The following is a 19438-nucleotide window of genomic DNA, read 5'->3' as shown; positions in this document are numbered from 1 at the left end:
TCATGAGCTTAGGGAAAAATTCCTACACTTTGGGATGAATCCTTTATTTTCCACTATATTCCTAGTTAATACAATGAAATTATTATTTAAATATAATTTCACAAAGTTGTCAAAATCTTCTGTTGAATCAGTAAAAAGTTCATATTATGATTTATTTAAATTAGTTATTTAGCATTAAAAAATTATCTAAGGAGGAATTTTTCAATGACAAAGGATATACCTGTTTTAGATTCATACCGGATTAATTTAGATACTTATTTGGTTGCGCCATACAAAGAGGGAGAAAAAATTTATTCTTACATTTTTGATAAAAATGGCGAGTATATTGTAAAGCGTAAGCCGTTTTACATAATTCGTAAGTCTTGCGATTTATTTGGATATAATTATAACGCAGCAATTCGGTTCTCAAAGAATTTCTTTGGTAAAGATAAGCATAAGGTGCCAATCAATCTTCCTCATCTGGAAGCACCAAATATAATGATTCCAATTTATTCTCCTTCGTCACCTAATAATATTTGGATTGGACTTCATGGCATTTCAATCATCAGCGACCCTAAACTTCCTACCGAAATTACTCTGCCTGATGGAAAAGAGCATCCATTACCAGTTAGCTTTACTTCTTTTCAAACACAATATTTACGTGCAATTGAGTTATATAAACATGTCTTTAATCTAAAACAAGAGATTAAACCTGAAAATAAACCTAAGCCAAAACCCCTTAAACCAATTAATCCTATTTATCCGCTAAATCAAGATCAAGATCTAGATCAAGATGATTAGTATGTGAAGCTTTATTTAAGAATTCTTTAAGTAAATCTTCAACATGATTTCTCAATCTAATATTCGAGTATCTTCGAACATCCATGACCTTCTTATAATGAAATTGATATTCTGTAAACATTTCATCTCGTCTACCTTGTACTACTCTTAATTGATGATTTTTCAAATACACCTTAGTGCTTCTTAACTCACTTTCAGCATATTTTCTTGCTTCATCAATTAAATAAATATATGGACGCTTTAATTTAAACTGCCCAGTCTCTATTTGTGCTTGATCATTTTCTAGTACAATCAGGAGCATAGGTAAATATATTGCTGCTTCTAGATATGGGACAGCTTCAATGGGAATATGTGCCATTAAAAACCCTCCTAATAATAGAACATTTGTTCTTATTATTATAATACAACAAATCAGAAATAATGCAATTATGATTTGGAGGTAAATAATGGGGAATTTCATCAACCCTAAAGAGAGTCGAAGAAGAGATAATTTAAGATTGCAATCATTTTTGTTAAAGAACTAAATTTGCTAAATAACTAATTTAAATTACACCTTAGATAAGCATAAAATAAAACCTTTTTAGCATGGAAAAGCTAAAAAGGTTTTTATAATTGTTATTGACCGATACGAGAACGGAGATATGCATTGATAAAATCATCTAAATCGCCATCCATAACACCTTGAACATTACCAGTTTCAAAGTTTGTACGGTGATCTTTTACCATTGAATACGGATGGAAAACATATGAACGAATTTGAGAGCCCCAGCCAATTTCTTTTTGCTCTCCACGAATTGCATCAAGCTCAGCCTGTTGTTTTTCAATTTCAAGCTGATACAACTTCGCTTTTAACATGTTCATTGCTTTTTCACGGTTTTTGATTTGTGAACGTTCTGCCTGGCAGGATACCACAACACCAGTTGGGATATGTGTAATACGAACAGCTGAATCCGTCGTATTAATATGCTGCCCACCAGCACCTGTTGCACGATACGTATCTATTTTTAAATCTTCTGTGCGAATATCAATCTCGATTTCGTTATTGAACTCTGGCATGATATCACAAGAAACAAAGGATGTATGGCGTCTCCCAGCAGAGTCAAACGGTGAAATACGCACTAAACGGTGTACCCCTTTTTCTGCTTTTAGATAGCCATAGGCGTTATGTCCTTGAATTAACAGGGTAACAGATTTAATCCCTGCTTCGTCCCCTGGTAAGTAATCCATTGTCTCAACCTTAAAGCCATGTTTTTCAGCCCAACGCGTATACATACGTAAAAGCATTGAACCCCAGTCCTGTGATTCTGTCCCACCTGCACCTGGGTGAAGCTCTAAGATGGCATTATTTTTATCATATGGCTCACTTAAAAGCATTTGTAGCTCAAAGCCGTCCATTTTACGACCAAAATCTTCAATTTCAGTGCCTAATTCTTCTTGAAGCTCTTCGTCTGGCTCTTCCTTTAAAAGCTCCAATGTCATTTCTAGATTTTCCTGTGTTTCCACAAGGTCGTTAAATTCATTGACAATTGCTTTTAGCCCATTCGCTTCATTGATTACTGTTTGTGCCCCATTTTGGTCATTCCAAAAATCAGGCATAAGCATTAATTCATCTAGCTCCTGAATACGTGCCTCTTTGTTTTCTAAGTCAAAGAGACCCCCTAAAGTCCGCCAATTTTGAGGCTGTAGTTTCTAGCACATTTCTTACTTCTGATAATTCAATCATTTAAAATCCTCCATACTCGTATTTAAAACTGTTAGAACCGTGTCATCGATTCCATAAGAAAAAGATGACTACGGTTCAAGTGTTCGTTCTTAGAATTTATTTGTAGTAAAAGGCTTTTAGTAAACTAAATTACTCAGCACCATGACAGTTTTTATATTTCTTACCACTACCACATGGACATGGATTATTACGACCGACGTTTTCTACTTTACGTACTGGCTGCTTTTTCTTTGGCGCTGTTTCTTCTTTTGGATTCACAGCTTGTCCTTTTGCCACTTCTTCACGCTCTAGATTGTTGCGAATTTGCGCCTTCAATGCATATTTTGTTACATCCTCACGAATAGATGTCAGCATGTCCTCAAACATTGCAAATCCTTCTTGTTCATATTCACGTAATGGATCTGTTTGACCGTAAGCACGTAGGTGAATCCCTTGACGTAATTGATCCATCGCATCGATATGGTCAATCCATTTTGTATCAATCGAACGAAGTAAGATAACCTTTTCAAACTCACGCATACGTTCTGGTGTTAACATTTCTTCTTTTTCGTCGTAGCGTTTTTGTACCTCAGCGTAAATAAAGGAAATAATTTCTTCTGAAGTTTTTCCTTCAAGATCGGTTGCTTTAATGGCACCTTCTTCTAATAAATTCGCTTGGATATAATCTTCTAGCGATTTTAGGTTCCAATCTTTTGACTCGCCCTGTGTATGAACACCAACAATATTTTCAATTGACTGCTGGATCATTGTTTCAACAAGAACACGCATGTTTTCAGTTTCTAATACATCGCGACGTTCTTTATAGATAACCTCACGCTGCTGACGTAGAACATCATCGTATTGTAATAAACGTTTACGAGCATCAAAGTTATTTCCTTCCACACGTTTTTGTGCTGATTCCACCGCTTTTGATACCATACCCGATTGGATTGGTTGATTATCATCCATTCCAAGTCTAGTCATCATCGTTTTCATCTTATCAGAACCAAAGCGACGCATTAGCTCATCTTCAAGAGAAAGGTAGAATTGCGTTAACCCTGGATCCCCTTGACGACCTGAACGACCGCGCAGCTGATTATCAATACGACGTGATTCATGGCGTTCAGTACCAATAACGGCTAAACCACCAAGATCAAGCACACCATCACCAAGCTTAATGTCAGTACCACGACCGGCCATGTTTGTGGCAATTGTTACGGCACCTCGGTTACCCGCATTGGCAATAATTTCTGCTTCCCGTTCATGGTTCTTCGCGTTTAATACATTATGTGGAATTTTATGTTTATTTAATAAATCAGAGATAATTTCTGACGTTTCAATAGCAACCGTACCGACTAAAACAGGCTGACCTTTTTTGTGACGCTCAGCAATTTCAGATGCAACCGCATTAAACTTCCCATTCATCGTAGCGAAGATTAAATCTGGTCTGTCATCCCGAGCAATTGGCTTGTTCGTTGGAATCGCAACGACCTGCATATTATAAATATTACGGAACTCTTCTTCCTCTGTTTTTGCAGTACCTGTCATACCAGATAGCTTTTCGTACATACGGAAGTAGTTTTGGAACGTAATTGTAGCCATTGTCATCGATTCATTTTGAATATCTACGCCTTCTTTTGCTTCAATAGCTTGGTGAAGCCCATCAGAATAGCGGCGGCCCTTCATAAGACGACCAGTGAATCCATCAACGATAATAATTTCGCCCTCTTGCACAACGTAATCAACATCACGATGCATGGAAACATGCGCTTTTAATGATTGGTTTATGGCATGCAATAATCGAACATGTGATAAATCAAATAAATTCTCAATACCAAATGCTTTTTCTGCTTTCCCAATACCGTTATCAGTTAACGTAACACCTTTTGTTGATTCATCATAAGTGTAATCTTCTTCGATTTTTAATCGGCTTACGAACATATTGGCTTGCAGGTAAAGCTGTGCCGTTTTACCAGCTTGTCCCGAAATAATCAGTGGCGTACGTGCTTCATCGACTAAGATCGAGTCAACTTCGTCAATTACTGCATAGTGAAGAGGGCGTTGCACACGCTCTTCCTTATAAACAACCATGTTATCGCGTAGATAGTCGAATCCAAGCTCGTTATTCGTACTATATGTAATATCTGCTGCATAAGCTTCGCGCTTTTCATCCTTAGTCAGGCTGTTTAAATTTAAACCTACTGTTAAGCCAAGGAAATTATAAAGCTCGCCCATCTCTGTAGCATCACGTGTCGCAAGGTATTCATTGACAGTAACAACGTGAACGCCCTTTCCAGTTAATGCATTTAAATACACAGACATCGTAGCAGTTAAAGTTTTACCTTCCCCTGTTTTCATCTCCGCAATATTACCCTCATTTAAAGTTGCTGCACCCATAATTTGCACGCGGAAAGGATACATCCCCAATACACGGCGTGCTGCTTCACGACAAACAGCAAATGCTTCTGGAAGCAGTTGCTCTAAAGTCTCGCCTTTTTGGTAGCGATCTTTAAATTCTGTTGTTTTTTCTTTTAAATCCTCATCGTTCAGTTGTTCCATTTGAGAAGCATACGCCTCTACCTGATCTGCAATTTTCGTTAATTTTTTAACTTCTCTTTTGTTCGGATCAAAAATTTTATTTAAAATGTTTGCCATGGATTTTTTCACTTCCCATATAGTCTCAATTTTCATTTTATCATTTCCTATAGAGTAGGTGCAAATGTCCGTACCATCCACTAAAACAAATTAAAGCATTCCCACATATATTAAGGAGAATTGTTTGGGAATTGTTTGGGTGCCTGGTACACGGAGTATTCTGAATTGTGCTTGAATTGTGTGTGTACCAGGCACACCTTAGAAAGTAGGTTTGCTTGTGGGAAACGAGAGTTCCAAGTTGATGTCGTATACGCTGCTTGTGCTGTTGATTTTGATTTGGGGTGTGAGTTGGCCGATTTATAAGAATGGGGTTAATTTTATGCCTCCGCTTTTATTTGCCGGGGTTCGTGCATTTGTTGGGGGTGCGATTTTAGTAGTAATCGCTTGGAAAAACAGGCACCGTTTACGGTTTAAGAGTAATTGGCGGTACTATTTAATTTCGGCGACTTTAAATATCGTGCTCTATTTAGGTATTCAAACGGTTGGTCTCATTTATTTGCCTGGTGGATTATTCTCAGTTCTTGTTTATTTTCAACCAGTTTTGTTAGGAATCCTCGCTTGGTGGTTTTTAGGTGAAGGGATGACAATCACCAAAATTATTGGCTTAGTCCTTGGTTTTATCGGCATCTTCTTGGTGAGCATGGACGGTCTGACAATCCATGTGTCCGCAATTGGCGTGACGCTTGCTCTTGCGACTGCCTTAGTATGGGCGAGTGGTGTCGTATATGTGAAGAAAAATAAAACACGGGTAGACCCTTATTGGATGGTGGTTATGCAGCTAGTAATCGGTGGAGCCGTTCTATTGTTTGGCGGCTTTGTAACAGAGGATGCAAGCACCATCATTTGGAATATGGGACTCATTTCTAGTTTAATCTGGGGCTCCACAGCTGGTATGGCAATTGCTCAAATTCTTTATTACAAGCTGATAAATGAAGGGGAAGCAAGCAAAGTAGGGGCGTTTACTTTTCTCGTGCCAATACTCTCGGTCATCATTAGTGCAATCTTTTTAGATGAAGCAATCACAGTAAATCTATTCTATGGAATGATTTTCGTTGGACTTAGTATTTATTTAGTAAACTATCAGCGCAAGCGGAAGGGTTTGCCTCAGGAAACTAAAATATAAGTGATAAGAGATGCGCGAGCTGGTAGAGGAGAGCTCGCGTTTTTTAGTGCTGTAGTTTATATATTATTGAAATCTTAGAATTCTTAATGGACTTTCTTTATCGCACTGCCCTTCATCTTCTGTATGAAAGACACTTTTGTTGTTGTTCTTGGCTAAACTGTCTTTCACACTCCTTATCAAAGACGCTTTTGTTGCTGTCCTTCGCTCTACTGTCTTTCATCCCCTTAATGAAAGACACTTTCAACGCTAGACTTCGCTCTACCGTCTTTCATTCCCCTTATGAAAGACACTTTTGTTGCTGTTCTTCACTCTACTGTCTTTCACACCACTTATGAAAGACACTTTCAACGCTAAACTTCGCTCTACCGTCTTTCATTCCCCTTATGAAAGACACTTTTGCTGCTGTCCTTCGCTCTACTGTCTTTCATCCCCCTTATGAAAGACACTTTCAATGCTGTCCTTCGCTCTACTGTCTTTCAATCCCCTTATGAAAGACACTTTTGCTGCTGTCCTTCGCTCTACTGTCTTTCATTCCTCTTATGAAAGACACTTTCAATGCTAGACTTCGCTTTACCGTCTTTCATTCCTCTTATGAAAGACACTTTCAATGCTGACCTTCGCTCTACTGTCTTTCATCCCCTTAATGAAAGACACTTTTGCTGCTGTCCTTCGCTCTACTGTCTTTCATTCCTCTTATGAAAGACACTTTCAATGCTAGACTTCGCTTTACCGTCCTTCATCCCCTTTATGAAAGACACTTTTACTGCTGTCCTTCACTCTACTGTCTTTCATCCCCTTAATGAAAGACACTTTCAACTCTAGACTTCTCTCTACTGTCCTTCATCACAAAAAGCTGATGCCGCCTTGTCCGCAGTCGACTCGTTTTCCCAACCCCAACAAAAAAAAATCACCCCAAAAGAATTCCACCTTCTTCTGGAGCGATCTTAGTTCAGTATATATTGTAAATAGGTTAGTTCGGGGCCGTAGCCGACTTGTGGGATATCTTTGGAGAAGCTGTTGATGTATTCTCCGCTCGCGATGGTCTTATAGGTGGCGTCTGTTTTGACTTCGACTCGGTACTTTTCTTTAGAGATGATGATTTCGAGATGCTCGTCATTGCCTTCGTTTTCTCGGACGACTCTTTGGACGGTAGTATAAATTTTTGTACTGAGGGCTGCATCGGCGCGAAACTTGGCATTGAAAAAGCCTTTAAGAATCTGGTCTCCTAATCTCCCAGGCAGCATTTCATTTAAAGCCTTGATATAAGCCCTTTGCTCCCCGCCCCCATTTGCTAGATAGCTTTTTTTGCGTTCTTCGATTTCATCCCATAAAGCCTCGTATTCTTCGCCTTCTCCAAGTGTCTCTAGCATGGCCTTATCAAAATCCTTGATGGCTTCCTCGGTGGCGAACAAAATCTCACTCGTTGCTGCAAAGGCTCCTAGTTGCGCGGCTGTTGATGCCTGTTGCTTGACGGCATAGACCTTGGCGATATTGACGATGAGAAGTGACAGAACGATAATGACTGTCATGATCCACAGCAGGAATATTGCTGCACTGCCCTTTTCATTTTTTAAATGCTTCATGGGACAAGCACCTTTCCTGTTGCCTTTGAATCGATAGAGATGGAAGCTCGATTGGCAATGCTATCTGGCAGAAATACTAATGGATGGCTGGCTGTAATTTTGATTTCAAATAAATCAGCACTTCCAGAGACATTTTGGATGACAAAATTATGATTTCGCAATAGCGAAGAACCACCGATTGATTGATCAATCACTTCTTTTATTTCATAGTAATCCTCTGATACCGCGTAAACTTGGGCTGCATCAGATGCCACCGCTTTTAAGCTTATTACCGCATAGCCGGAAGCTACCACCTGCCAAAGTAAGAGAAAGAGGAAGAAATATAATGGAAGAATCCCTAAAAACTCAATCGAAAGCGACCCTCTTTCCTCTTTTAGCAACTTTCTCACCTTCAAACAAATCGCCTCCTTCGCTTATCCTCTTATGTACTTCTATCACAAAAAGCAGAATAGCCACGCCCCAATATCACAGCTGTTCTAGCTCCCTTACACGTTTTGGTGTCGATAGCATGGCTGGTGAAACCATCATTAAAAAGATACCTATAAAAAAGAGCATAATGGCAACCGGCATGAATGGGCCAGTTTGTGTCGCAAGCATGTAAGCCCATAACGTACTGCCCGTAATAAATATAACGCCGCAATAGCCAAAGACGATTTTCTTAAACCACGCATCTTGAGGGTTAACAAGCGCTCTCGTAATATCATCACGCTTAAGTAAAAGAAACACTAAAAATCCAATCGTCACGACTAATAAAATCCAGAAAAACATGGATGGGTAAAGACTTCTAAAGGCTGGCGCCATCATATAAAAAGCAACCCCCAGCATCATCACAAAGGAATGTAATGAAAAATACCGCTTACTATCATTCTTATGGTTAATCCATAGAATGTAATTTGTCAGCCCCAGAATAAGTGCCAATAGAATATTGATTTTCATCCACGTGCCTACATTCTCTTCTGGTGCAAAGCTGCTCATTGCTCCTATTACGACATGTAGAAATAATGTGATAAAAACCCGATTTTTCGAAAATGATACAGTTGGTAGTTGCTGCTTCATAACATCATCCCTTTACTAACTGTGATTGGTTCAGTTTAAACTGAATATAGAAAATATGAAAAAATACTAGTAAATAAAAATTCAAAGAAATGCCGTATTCATCCTCTAAGCCTTCTTTTAAACGGAAAATAGAATAATAGAGCAGCCCTATAAAGAAGAAGTTAAAAATCGTTTCATAGGATTGAATATTGTCTATTCCGTATTCACTTAAAATAATCCCGCCAAAAATCTTGATAAATAAAAATACAAAGGAAGCAATCGTAAAGAATCGCCAAAGCCCAAAGTGAATGCCAAGCTTAGTGGGAAACTGCTGAATGGTATCTCTTTGTTTTAAAAACCATACCCCAATATAGGCACCCAATGTTACAAAAGACCATAAAATCATAAGCATCAGATTTGTTTTCCGAAAATCTAATTGGATGTGCTCGTTACTTATTAATTTTTCCATCCGCTTCATCACCATCTTTCGTTCGCTAGTTGGCCGCTTGGCGTTGCTTGATATCTCAGCGTTAAGTAAATATAGAAAAACGGGAATATGAGCATATTTAGCACACTGCGAATGATTAAATAAGCCAATAAATTATTGTCATACTGCTCAAAAAAGAGCATGAGAATCGCCCAAATTCCTAGATTAATACTTAAAATCACAATGAGATCACCAATCAGTGCAAAATTTTCTCTCACAATAGCTCTTACAGATTGGTACAGTACTTCCTTTACACTTCGCTGCTCTGAAAAGAATGGGAAAACTAATAAAAAAATCATCGCCAGCACAGTTGGAATAAACAATAGAAACATGCCCAAATAGGCAATAAAGTAAATAATACTGGTAAAGACGAGGATGATTCCGAATTGCTTGCAGAAAAATCGTATCCCGTCGATCGGCTTAATCGTATCATCTTGTTTATCAATATGAACCATTTTCTTAAATGGTGGTATACAAATCAAAAAATTCAGCAAAAGCGCAAGCCCCGCAAAGTAATGAGGAGCAATTGAATCTTCTGAGCTAATGACATAAACCATACCTAAAAAACTTAGTGTCGTCACAGGAAGAATGATTAAAAAAGACCAAATTAATATTTGACTCCAATTCCGGTTATAAATATCGAAAATATCACGAATCATTGGAGAACACCTTCTCTTCTTGTTCTAATTACTGTATAGATATAGGCAACTAGTAAACTCGTCAGAACAGCAAACGTCAGGCTTCGTGCAATTCCCTCCGGATCTGTAAAAACTAAAATATTAAATACATAATGTGAAAGAAGGAAGCTCGTAACAGCAATGACTAACGCTCCCAAATAAGCTGTTGTGTAGGGAGTTTGTGGATTCCATTTTGCTGCAAAATACCCCATAGCTCCATACGTGAGAAGCAATTGAATAAAAACGAATAAGTTCATGCTGTGTATTGGAATAAAGCCAATGATAAACGAGACGATAATCGTCACTAACAAACTTGCCCCAAGAGCTTGTAAAAATTTGATGGTATTAAACATATAGTTAAAGCCCCCTTTCTTCTGTTGCGGATGCATTGATGCTAGAAATTTTATGTATTCTATTTGCTACTAACCTTTTGGGGATAAAGAGCTGTCCCCTTATAGGAACAACTCTTCTTCCAATCAGCCAAAACCAAATAATTTTTTTGCCCCATTAAATAATCCCTTTGCTCCATCAGCTACCTTACTATAGCCTTGACTTAGCTTTTCACTAACCCATTTCTTCGCACGGCGGCCTGGTTCGGTACCGTTAATAAGGTAGGTAGACAATAATCCAGCACCTAAACCAACGACTGCTCCAACAGCTGTTCCTAAGCCCGGTACAACTGAGCCTGCAACCGCACCAGCAGCTGCACTAGAGAGAGCTGCAGATAAAGCAGTTGTCCCTGCACCAACTGCAACGTCAACTGTTAAATCGGCTGCAAAGTTAGAGGATAACAAGCCTTGATTGGATTTGTTCCCCCAGCCATAATCGTAAACACTCGTAAATGCTGAGGAAATGAGATTTACTGGTCCATTTAGCTTCATGGTGTTTGATAGAGACCAGAATTTTTTCGAAAAGACATTAAAGCCATCATTTAGACTAGACTTCACACTACTCCACGAACTGCTTAATGCACTCGAGACTGAGCTAAAATTCGTGAACTTTTTGCTGTCCAGGAAAGTCGTTACTCGATATGGCTTTGGATTCGACTTCCCAGCAGGCATATAAGCATCTCGGCCGTCTAAGCTATATTTCTTATAGTTATCATAGAAATAATTGAATACCGGATTTTTTATGGAGCTTTTTCCGACAACTTTATAATTTCCCGATTTTAATTGCTGGAAATCAAAGCCTGCATATGCAGCAGTTGCCCCTTCCATAAATGTCTTACCAAAGCTCGTAATATATCGTCTAGTATTTTTTACTATAGCGTGAATATCACCAGCGATTCCTCTATCAACCTCTGCGGAAGAGCCCGCATCAATGGAATTACTGCCTGTAGTTGTACCACCATTCCCAGCATCGCCTCCATCTGTGGCATTTCCACCACTTGGACCTTCGCCACCTTCTGCAGGATCTCCTCCACTTCCGGCATTCCCACCGGTTGGACCTTCGCCACCTTTAGCAGGATCGCCCCCACTTCCGACATTGCCGCTGGTTGGGCCTTCGCCACCTTTAGTAGGATCGCCTCCAGTTATCGAATCACCTGACGTACTGCCTTCTCCACCATTAACAGCTTCCCCGCAAGTTGTTCCTTCTCCACCTTCAGTTGCATTCCCTCCATTAACCGCTTCGCCTCCAGAAGGACCCTCGCCCCCTGTCATAGCTCCACCAGTCAAGATTGGATTATTAATCGGCAAAGTCCCAGCAACATTCGGGATAATCCATTGCCCGTTACTGCTTTGATAAGGTGGAATCAGTGGCTGACCAGAAATTGCGCCGTTCCCACCCTGTAAAACCGGGCCGCCTTGATAGGCATTTCCTCCATCAACTGGATCACCTGGAATGATGAACTGCCCACCAGTAATGGGCTGCCCTCCTGATATTGGGTCTCCCGCATTAATGGCATTACCTGGTGTAATAAAGAAGGCCATCGTTATAGACGGTAAGGCTGACCAGAACAACATAAATGCAATCATAAAAATTGCAATACCTTTTCGTAAGCTGCTGCCTTTCACACTTTCACCTCACTTTCTTCGATTACGGTGTGTTACTTGTGTTTTCAAGATATTTTTCTTCTAAAGCTTTTATTGCTTCTGCGTGATTCATTTCGTTCATCGCCTTTAACTCATCGCGCAGCTTACCATATTCATCTTCAATCCAAGCATGATATTCTTTGTTTTTTTGCTGTAAATAATCATGGGCTTCACTAGACATTTTTTCTCGTTTTTGCAGAAGAAAAGTCAGTGCGAAACCAATCGCTTGCCTTTCATTAACCCATTTTCCAAATTCTTCAGTATGATAGCCGAAAATATCCAGGGAATTATCAACCTTATAATAATTGATCCAGCCCTCTTCAGATGTTTTCCATTGCTTCCATTTCTCTGCGATTTTACTCGCTTCGTTCAGCTGGTCTTGAAGCCCCTGTGCATCCTTAACATTTTGATAAGAACCTTCAGTTGCCGTTGCAATTTCCTGCAATTGCTTTTGCCCTTGTTGGTCTACATTAAATCCGATGATATTCATAATCGGTGTAATATCTGAGTCGAATAAAGATTTAGCAGCACCAATAGGATCATCCTCACAGGTAGAAATTCCATCACTCACTAAGTAAATGATGTTTGTATTGGATTCTCCTTTAAAGGAAGCTAAATCTTTTTTAGCTTCATTAAACGCAAGACCAATAGGTGTCCAGCCAGCAGGGCCAGCCTTAGACAACGCCTGATCAAAATTTCCGGCATTATAAGTACTTAATGGATAGACTAATTCACTGCTACTACAGGACAATGCCTTATCTGTATTTTTCCCTGAACCAAGATGCCCGTAGATACGTAACCCAACATTCGTTCCTTCAGGCAAGCCCTTTACGAATTGGTTAATGGCCTGTTTAGCAGCATCCATACGCGTAACGCTTCCCTCAAAATTTGCCATACTGCCTGAAGCATCCAAAATAACCATTACATTTAAGTTTTCTTTAAATTGATAGCGAGGATCTTCAATCTCTGGACTACCAATCGTTTGGAACTTCATTTGCTCGATTAAATCCCCAGGTCCCTCATAATCCTGCTGATATACGGATAAAATCGCTTCATAATAGCGATCTAATTCTTCATTCGTTGGACTATTCGAGATATCTGGTAGATTTTTTGTCAATTCATCCGTCAGCTGCATTCCCTCTTCTTCAAGCAGACTAATATGCTCTGTATAACCAGAGGGTAACTTTTCAAGCTCCTCAAGGGTCGTTGGAAGAGGCGGACCTACGAGTGTATCCTCATCCTGGACTTCTTTTGGCTCCTCATTGGTGTCGTCCACTTGCTCGATGGCAGGTTCTTCCGTAGCCGTCACATCATTCTGTTCTTCAGCTACAACCTTTTCTTGCACTTCCTTATCACTACAAGCTGCAACAAGGAAAGTAAATACGAAGATTATTAGTAAGCCATAAAACCTTTGCAATCTCGTCAACTCCTACTATTTCAATAGTCACTATTCCTTAAGGTGTGCTATTTGTGTTTTTAAGATGGTTTTTTCTAGTTGTTTTATAGCCGATAATCTCTAACCTACCATTCCACTAATCTTTTGAATGATGTTTCCAATCAATGTTGTAATTGACCCCTCTTGATTACTTACCGCTGTAGAAATAATCCCTAAAACTAAAATCAATAACGCAGCTAAGCCTAGCCATTCCAGCGATTGTGCACCTTTTTCGTTTTTCACCGGCACGAACAAATGTAATAATAATCCTTGCATTTTTTCTCTCATGTTTTTTCTCTCCTTTTATTTGAGTAAATCGAATATCCCACTATTTTGGTTAAACATATTAAGTATCATCAGGCCGCCGATTAGAATGAGGGAGGAAGGTAAAATCAGAAAGGTAGTTACCAGCGTCACTTTCGGTGAGGCTTTTGCAGCTTTTTCCTTGATCATTTCCTTCTTCAGCTTTCTCATTTCCTCGGCCTGCTGTTTAAAGGAGGCTGCAATTGGAACACCTAGCCGCTCCCCCTGAATCAATGATTTTATTAAAATCTGAAACTCTTTTGACTCATTTCGCTCCAGCAATAATCGGTAGGCTTCTACTCTTGGTACTCCTACACTAATTTCTTGAAGAAAACGTTCAAATTCCTCTTTAATAGGTCCCACAAAATAAGGGACGATATCTCTTAAGGCCTGCGTTAAGCCAACCCCTGCCTGTAATGTCACACTCATCGTGTCCAGAAAGTCTGGGAGCTGGTATGAAATCTCTGCCTGACGTGCTTTAGCTTTGGAGCGAATCCATAAAATGGCGCTAGCAAAGCCAGCAATCGGCAAAAGTATGACCATAAACTGTGAGAAAGGAAATCCCAACACTAGCATGATGCCGCCAACCATTACCCCAATGATTAGCAGGAAAACCTTCAAGCCCTGGAAGCGTTCAACCGTAATGCCATATGGATAACCCGCTTGTATGATCCACTTCTTCACATCCCCATTTTCGCTAAAGAAGTTAATGCGCTGTCCAAGGTCTGAAAAATCATCTGCAAAATGCAGCATTTTGGCCAATAATTTACCCCTTCGACTTTCTTTCTTTTGAAAGCCATCAAAAACATATAAGGTGTCAGCCACAGTCGTTTTCAGTTCTCGACGCTTCGTGAGAAAGACATAGACTGCTCGAAGTGATACCCCGATAAAGAAAACAGTAAGTATAATGGTGATCGCTATAATTCCATCCATTTCGTCACACCCTAATGTTTGTAATCTTATTGATAATGAAAAACGTTGCGACAGTTCCTGTTACAAATATCGCAAATAATATTAATCCTATCCCTGTAAATAAAGAATCGAGGAATCCATCCACTACATTGTTCATCATCAGAACAAGAAAAATTGGAATGACCGGCACAATATAAGCAATATATTTATGCTCAGCAGTCATCGTTTTGATTTCCTGCTTAAGTAGCTTACGATCATCGAGGGTTTGACTCATTTCATCCAACACCGCATACAGGTTCCCACCAGCTCGCTTTTGAATGAGTAAGGTCGCAGTAAAGAGATGAAATTCTTTGTTATCAATCCGCTTCTCTAATGCTCGAATCGCACTCCCAAAGTCAATCCCTAAGGACAATTCATGAGCTAAATTTTTGAACTCACTTTTTGCTGGCTCTGCCATTTCCTTTGCCACTAGCTGAATCCCTTGATTTAACGTCATCCCCGACCTTGTTGAGTTGGCAAGTAGACGACAAATATCAGGCAATTGGTCGACCAGAATTTGTCTTCTACGATCTTTTCGTATTTTAAAGAGCATCCTTCTACCTGCTTCAAGGAGCAGAAGGGACAGAACTAACCCAATCAAAGGGGGAACATCGAAAAAATTAACAAGAACGAACAAAATCCCCATATAGGAAACGATTAAAGCCCCGCAAAATTCAGATGGCGTAAAGGGAATATTGGCATCCTGAAGCTTTCCTTCCATTTCCTTTGCCGTTTCGGTTTTGTCGAATTTCGAGCCCCATAAAACGATGACACTTTTCCGCTTTTCCCCTTCCCGGTAAAACTGGTGCGTCTTCTTTCGCCATTCCTTCTTTTCTTTTCGATAGCCTAGTAGATTATAGAATCCAAAGGTGAATAAGAGGACTGCACCAAAAGCAATAGCAGCAGTCGTCATACAATCACCTCCTGAGGCTCCGGTCTAAAGAGAGATTCCGGAACTTCAATGCCAAACATTCGGATTCTTTCTAGACATTGAGGCTTCCTTCCAGTCGGAGTAAAATACCCAATGACATCTCCTTGCTCAGACATTCCAATTCGTTTAAAGGTGAAAATCTCAACGATTTCGGTTGTACCATTCTCATGCTTTTGCACTTCTGAAATGGACACAATTTTACGTGTTCCATCTGTTAATCTCGTTGCTTGAATAATAATATCCAGTGCCCCGACAATGAATTCGCGAATAATGGAGGATGGGAGGTCCATCCCCGCCATGACAACCATGGACTCAACACGTCTTAATGCGTCATCTGGCGTGTTGGCATGGACTGTAGTAATTGAACCCTCATGACCCGTATTCATGGCTTGGAGCATATCGAAGGCTTCCCCACTACGAACCTCCCCGACGATAATACGGTCAGGGCGCATCCGAAGTGCATTTCGCACGAGGTTCCGAATCGTGATTTCCCCTTTTCCCTCCACGTTAGCAGGACGGGCCTCCATTCCTACAACATTCGAACGATTCAAACGAAGCTCCGCAGAATCCTCTATTGTGATCACCCGTTCAAATTTCGGAATCGAGCTTGCCGCAACATTTAATAAAGTTGTTTTCCCCGACCCGGTACCACCGGAAATCAGCATATTCATCTTCGCCTTTACAACACAGTCCAAGAATAAGGCCATATTTTCATCAAGCGAGCTAAATTCGAGCAAATCCTCCATTTGAAATGGCTCTGCGCGGAACTTTCGAATCGAAACGAGCGTCCCATTTAAGCTCACGGGTGGAATCACTGCATTCACACGACTTCCATCAGGCAATCGAGCATCTACCATCGGAGAGCTTTCATCAATTCTTCTGCCAAGCGGTGCAACAATTCGGTCGACAATATGGCGAACATGCTCATCATCGCGGAAGGTGATATTGACCTGCTCAAGCTTCCCCTTCCGCTCAACATGAACCTCGTTATAGCCATTGATAAGAATCTCCGTAATCGTTGGGTCATTAATGAGCGGCTCTAGTGGTCCTAATCCAACTGATTCATCGAGAATCCTTGTAACAAGGAGCTCCTTATCATGACGGGAGATAACTACTCGTTCCTCAGACATAAACTGGGACACATATTGCTCAATTTTCAGTCTCATTTCACCTTGAGAAAGCTGAGTCAATGCTTCTAAATTGGTATCACGCAGTAAACGAGCCTTATAGTGCTCCACAAGCTCATCTACAAGATGGTTATCGTATTGATAGGAAACTGTCTTCTTTTGTGAAGCTAATTCTTTTCTTCTCTCGAAAATAGAAGCCATTACGATACCCCCTTATGATTTTAAAATTTCCCGAGAAAACTTCCGAATGTCCTTAGCAAAAGGAATCAGCTTGCGCTCCTTCACCACTTTTCGAACAGGCTCTCCCTTGTTTACAAAAGGCTGCAATCCCTTAATATCTTTTCTTAGGGTAGCGGCAATTGGATAACGCAGGACGTTTTTTAGATCCTTTTCCTGAACCTCATTTTCTTTGGCAATGAAGTTTAGAATGACCTCCATTTTCCCCATTAAATTTACACCAATTCGCCCGGCAAGTTCTTCATAATGCTTTAAAACACGTAATGCCGGAGTATCTGGAGTTAACACATAAAAAATCTTATCTGACTCCTCCATCGCTGTGATTACTGAACCATTCAGTGAGGAAGGTAAATCGATAATTACGTAATCGAAAGCCCGGCGAGATGTTCTGAGGAGCTTTGCAACAAACTCTTCGCCCAATGTTTCTGCCACTTCTGCATCAATTGGGCTGACGAGGATTTCAAGCTTTGAATGCTGCTCTGTTTTCGATACATTTCGAATATGACTTTCGTTCAACTCTTCAATTACAGGTAGAAGATCTGCTAGCGAGCGATTTGCCTCAATTGAGAACATCGATTCAACGCCACCATATTGACCATTTAAATCAATTAAAATGACCTCAGCAGTCGACTCAAGCTTTAATGTCTGAGCAAGAACTGAGGAAATAACCGATTTTCCACTTCCACCCTTCCCACTATAGAAGGAATAAATTTGCCCTCTTCCTCGACCAAAGGAAATAGAGGATAGCGTTTCTTTTGAGCTTTTCGTAATGGAATAATTTTTAACCGTTGTTGGGAATCGACTTGTAAAGAGAGAGGTTTCCTCTGGGAAGACAAAAAACTCATCCACTCCAGCCCGCATCATATTCCGTAGTAAAACAAAATCTGTTCGCTCAGCTATAAAAATGATTAAAACGGAGCGATTGATCTGCTTCATGGATTGCACTAGGTCAATGGCAATATCCGTTTCAGGCTGTGTCATAATGACTATATCTCTGGTTTCACGATTCATTTCCCGAATGGCATCTGATGTTGAAGCTGCCAGTACATTTTCCTCGGTATTTTCAGCAATCGTTTGAAGCTGCTGACGAAGCACATGATCATCACTCACTACTAATAAATTTAACTTTGACTCCATAATTGCATCCCCCTCCCCTTACGAATTTCCTTCTGAAGATTCAGCGGTCGTATTTGAGGCAGGAGCCTCTTCGGTATTTGTTTCAGTTGCAGGATCTTTTGGTTGTTCAGCTTGAGTTTCGGTTTTTGTTTCTGCTTCGGTTGAGTCAGCTGGCGTTGGAGTTGGCGTTTCTTCTTTAACTTCCTCTGCTGGCTTCTGCTGTTCCTCTGAAATCTCAACATCCTGACCAACATTCGCCTTTAGCACACGTATGTATTCTGCGTAATTTTGCATATGGATTAGCTTCGTGGCAGCCTCCGAAGAAACTTCTACACCAATACCAGCAAAATTCTCACCTGTGCCCTGTGCAAAGGCTACGGCTACATCCTTCATGAAAAGCTCAGTGTTTTTCTTGCCTTCTTCTTCAATTGATACGATGATATCAACACGATCGAGTGCGGCAATTTCTTGATCAAACTGTATTTTGTCTGTTCGATAAAGGGCAACGAGACGATTATTTTCGTTTTGCAGGTTGGAATAATTCTTCAGCATATTGTCTGTTATAATATCGCCTTCCTTTAAAGGAACAACCGATACTTGCCCGAGTATGTCATTTTCATCAGTAATATGAGAGGCTGTTAGGAATTTTTGAGGAATTTCCATTTTCGTTAATTGACTTGAGTGAAGTAATGTACGAGCAGGGATATCTCCATTGGAAACATAAATTTCAACCATTCCGCCTAGCTCTGCATTCAATTGTTTAACCTTTTCTAAGACTAAATAGCCGGCCACCGCCGCTAAGATAAAGGCTAATAAAAGAAAAATGGCTGCACGTCGTTTTGCTTCTAACACAAATTCCCCTACCTTCTAATTCACTATTTTTTTTAAAACTTGGTGTGTAGCTATGCCTTTGTCTACCATAAATAAGAGTGAATCTTATTACGGGCGACCAACAAAACACTTTTTTACAGTTTTTAGTATAAATTAGTAACAAAAGTTGTCAAAGGTGGGCGGAATTTCACATTCATTTTCATAGATACATAGGCATGAGCGGATAGTTTCGATTTCTGAAATACCGATTTAATATTTTCTGTAGAAACAGTAGAATTTTGTCGAATGATTTGGTAAATGGGGGCAGAGGTCACATTCTAAATAAGGGAACTATGAATATAGTACGATTTTCCGGAATTTTTCATTTTTTTAGGTAGTTCGAATTGAAGATATTTGCGTTCGAAATAGTTTGGGATGATTGGAATTTGGTTG

The 19438-nt window shown here is 40.0% G+C and carries 19 protein-coding genes; 2 read left to right on the top strand and 17 right to left on the bottom strand.

Annotated features, from left to right (window positions below):
- The first annotated feature begins 204 nt into the window (after window positions 1–204).
- Window positions 205–780 carry a competence protein ComK gene (locus LG296_RS04980; protein ID WP_251401385.1) on the top strand — a complete coding sequence of 192 codons (576 nt, stop codon included), beginning with the start codon at window positions 205–207 and terminating at the stop codon, window positions 778–780.
- On the opposite strand, the gene LG296_RS04975 is transcribed toward LG296_RS04980, so the two are convergent.
- From LG296_RS04975 to secA, 3 genes are all read right to left on the bottom strand, one after another.
- Window positions 734–1138 carry a hypothetical protein gene (locus LG296_RS04975; RefSeq protein WP_251401386.1) on the bottom strand — a complete coding sequence of 135 codons (405 nt, stop codon included), beginning with the start codon at window positions 1136–1138 and terminating at the stop codon, window positions 734–736. The genes LG296_RS04980 and LG296_RS04975 overlap by 47 nt on opposite strands.
- A gap of 257 nt (window positions 1139–1395) precedes the next feature.
- Window positions 1396–2500 (bottom strand): peptide chain release factor 2 gene (gene prfB, locus LG296_RS04970; RefSeq protein WP_404427966.1). Its coding sequence is split into 2 segments (ribosomal slippage): window positions 1396–2427 and window positions 2429–2500, totalling 1104 coding nucleotides; the frame shifts between segments, so codons are not numbered across the junction.
- 132 nt (window positions 2501–2632) lie between these two features.
- A complete protein-coding gene (secA, locus tag LG296_RS04965) occupies window positions 2633–5137 on the bottom strand; it encodes a preprotein translocase subunit SecA (RefSeq protein ID WP_404427965.1) in 2505 nt (834 codons plus the stop codon).
- 241 nt (window positions 5138–5378) lie between these two features.
- Between secA and LG296_RS04960 the strand changes: the two genes are divergently transcribed.
- Window positions 5379–6260, top strand: a complete 882-nt coding sequence (locus LG296_RS04960; RefSeq protein WP_404427586.1) for a DMT family transporter — start codon at window positions 5379–5381, stop codon at window positions 6258–6260.
- A gap of 944 nt (window positions 6261–7204) precedes the next feature.
- Here LG296_RS04960 and LG296_RS04955 read toward each other — a convergent pair.
- From LG296_RS04955 to LG296_RS04890, 14 genes are all read right to left on the bottom strand, one after another.
- Entirely contained in the window at window positions 7205–7843 is a 639-nt protein-coding gene (locus LG296_RS04955) for a Tad domain-containing protein (RefSeq protein WP_404427585.1), read from the bottom strand.
- On the bottom strand, window positions 7840–8232 hold the full coding sequence (locus tag LG296_RS04950; protein ID WP_404427964.1) for a pilus assembly protein: 393 nt from the start codon (window positions 8230–8232) through the stop codon (window positions 7840–7842). The genes LG296_RS04955 and LG296_RS04950 overlap by 4 nt, the downstream gene beginning before the upstream one ends.
- A 76-nt stretch (window positions 8233–8308) precedes the next feature.
- Entirely contained in the window at window positions 8309–8899 is a 591-nt protein-coding gene (locus tag LG296_RS04945) for a hypothetical protein (protein WP_404427584.1), read from the bottom strand.
- Window positions 8900–8903: 4 nt separating this feature from the next.
- Window positions 8904–9347, bottom strand: a complete 444-nt coding sequence (locus tag LG296_RS04940; protein ID WP_404427583.1) for a hypothetical protein — start codon at window positions 9345–9347, stop codon at window positions 8904–8906.
- An 8-nt stretch (window positions 9348–9355) separates the two neighbouring features.
- The gene (locus tag LG296_RS04935; protein WP_404427582.1) at window positions 9356–10024 is read right to left on the bottom strand and encodes a hypothetical protein; all 669 of its coding nucleotides are present in this window, start codon (window positions 10022–10024) and stop codon (window positions 9356–9358) included.
- Entirely contained in the window at window positions 10021–10395 is a 375-nt protein-coding gene (locus tag LG296_RS04930; RefSeq protein ID WP_107932685.1) for a hypothetical protein, read from the bottom strand. Before LG296_RS04930 ends, LG296_RS04935 begins: the two co-directional genes overlap by 4 nt.
- 123 nt (window positions 10396–10518) lie before the next feature.
- The gene (locus LG296_RS04925) at window positions 10519–12057 is read right to left on the bottom strand and encodes a hypothetical protein (protein ID WP_404427581.1); all 1539 of its coding nucleotides are present in this window, start codon (window positions 12055–12057) and stop codon (window positions 10519–10521) included.
- A 22-nt stretch (window positions 12058–12079) separates the two neighbouring features.
- On the bottom strand, window positions 12080–13492 hold the full coding sequence (locus LG296_RS04920) for a VWA domain-containing protein (protein ID WP_404427580.1): 1413 nt from the start codon (window positions 13490–13492) through the stop codon (window positions 12080–12082).
- A 99-nt stretch (window positions 13493–13591) separates the two neighbouring features.
- Window positions 13592–13798, bottom strand: coding sequence for a hypothetical protein (locus LG296_RS04915; protein WP_404427579.1), 207 nt, complete (start codon window positions 13796–13798; stop codon window positions 13592–13594).
- Window positions 13799–13813: 15 nt separating this feature from the next.
- Window positions 13814–14746 carry a type II secretion system F family protein gene (locus tag LG296_RS04910; RefSeq protein ID WP_251401414.1) on the bottom strand — a complete coding sequence of 311 codons (933 nt, stop codon included), beginning with the start codon at window positions 14744–14746 and terminating at the stop codon, window positions 13814–13816.
- 4 nt (window positions 14747–14750) lie between these two features.
- Entirely contained in the window at window positions 14751–15677 is a 927-nt protein-coding gene (locus tag LG296_RS04905) for a type II secretion system F family protein (RefSeq protein WP_251401417.1), read from the bottom strand.
- Entirely contained in the window at window positions 15674–17023 is a 1350-nt protein-coding gene (locus LG296_RS04900) for a CpaF family protein (RefSeq protein WP_251401420.1), read from the bottom strand. The genes LG296_RS04905 and LG296_RS04900 overlap by 4 nt, the downstream gene beginning before the upstream one ends.
- Before the next feature lie 12 nt (window positions 17024–17035).
- Window positions 17036–18196: an AAA family ATPase gene (locus LG296_RS04895; RefSeq protein ID WP_404427578.1), complete on the bottom strand. Its 1161-nt coding sequence runs from the start codon at window positions 18194–18196 to the stop codon at window positions 17036–17038.
- Window positions 18197–18214: 18 nt separating this feature from the next.
- Window positions 18215–19027 (bottom strand): SAF domain-containing protein, encoded by an 813-nt coding sequence (locus LG296_RS04890; protein WP_404427577.1) that lies wholly within the window; start codon window positions 19025–19027, stop codon window positions 18215–18217.
- Window positions 19028–19438: the final 411 nt, after the last annotated feature.

Origin of the sequence: Ureibacillus chungkukjangi (genome assembly GCF_044795995.1) — a bacterium.
Classification (GTDB): Bacteria; Bacillota; Bacilli; order Bacillales_A; family Planococcaceae; genus Ureibacillus; species Ureibacillus chungkukjangi.
The sequence above is the reverse complement of the archived record's forward strand: the minus strand, read 5'-3'. Positions and strand labels throughout refer to the sequence as shown.

Bases quoted from the DNA above. Each gene is read 5' to 3' on its own strand.
- LG296_RS04975 (WP_251401386.1), bottom strand. From the start codon at position 1,138: ATGGCACATATTCCCATTGAAGCTGTCCCATATCTAGAAGCAGCAATA.
- LG296_RS04910 (WP_251401414.1), bottom strand. From the start codon at position 14,746: ATGGATGGAATTATAGCGATCACCATTATACTTACTGTTTTCTTTATC.
- secA (WP_404427965.1), bottom strand. From the start codon at position 5,137: ATGGCAAACATTTTAAATAAAATTTTTGATCCGAACAAAAGAGAAGTT.
- LG296_RS04930 (WP_107932685.1), bottom strand. From the start codon at position 10,395: ATGTTTAATACCATCAAATTTTTACAAGCTCTTGGGGCAAGTTTGTTA.
- LG296_RS04895 (WP_404427578.1), bottom strand. From the start codon at position 18,196: ATGGAGTCAAAGTTAAATTTATTAGTAGTGAGTGATGATCATGTGCTT.
- LG296_RS04915 (WP_404427579.1), bottom strand. From the start codon at position 13,798: ATGAGAGAAAAAATGCAAGGATTATTATTACATTTGTTCGTGCCGGTG.
- LG296_RS04980 (WP_251401385.1), top strand. From the start codon at position 205: ATGACAAAGGATATACCTGTTTTAGATTCATACCGGATTAATTTAGAT.
- LG296_RS04945 (WP_404427584.1), bottom strand. From the start codon at position 8,899: ATGAAGCAGCAACTACCAACTGTATCATTTTCGAAAAATCGGGTTTTT.
- LG296_RS04900 (WP_251401420.1), bottom strand. From the start codon at position 17,023: ATGGCTTCTATTTTCGAGAGAAGAAAAGAATTAGCTTCACAAAAGAAG.
- LG296_RS04940 (WP_404427583.1), bottom strand. From the start codon at position 9,347: ATGGAAAAATTAATAAGTAACGAGCACATCCAATTAGATTTTCGGAAA.
- LG296_RS04905 (WP_251401417.1), bottom strand. From the start codon at position 15,677: ATGACGACTGCTGCTATTGCTTTTGGTGCAGTCCTCTTATTCACCTTT.
- LG296_RS04960 (WP_404427586.1), top strand. From the start codon at position 5,379: ATGTCGTATACGCTGCTTGTGCTGTTGATTTTGATTTGGGGTGTGAGT.
- LG296_RS04935 (WP_404427582.1), bottom strand. From the start codon at position 10,024: ATGATTCGTGATATTTTCGATATTTATAACCGGAATTGGAGTCAAATA.
- LG296_RS04955 (WP_404427585.1), bottom strand. From the start codon at position 7,843: ATGAAGCATTTAAAAAATGAAAAGGGCAGTGCAGCAATATTCCTGCTG.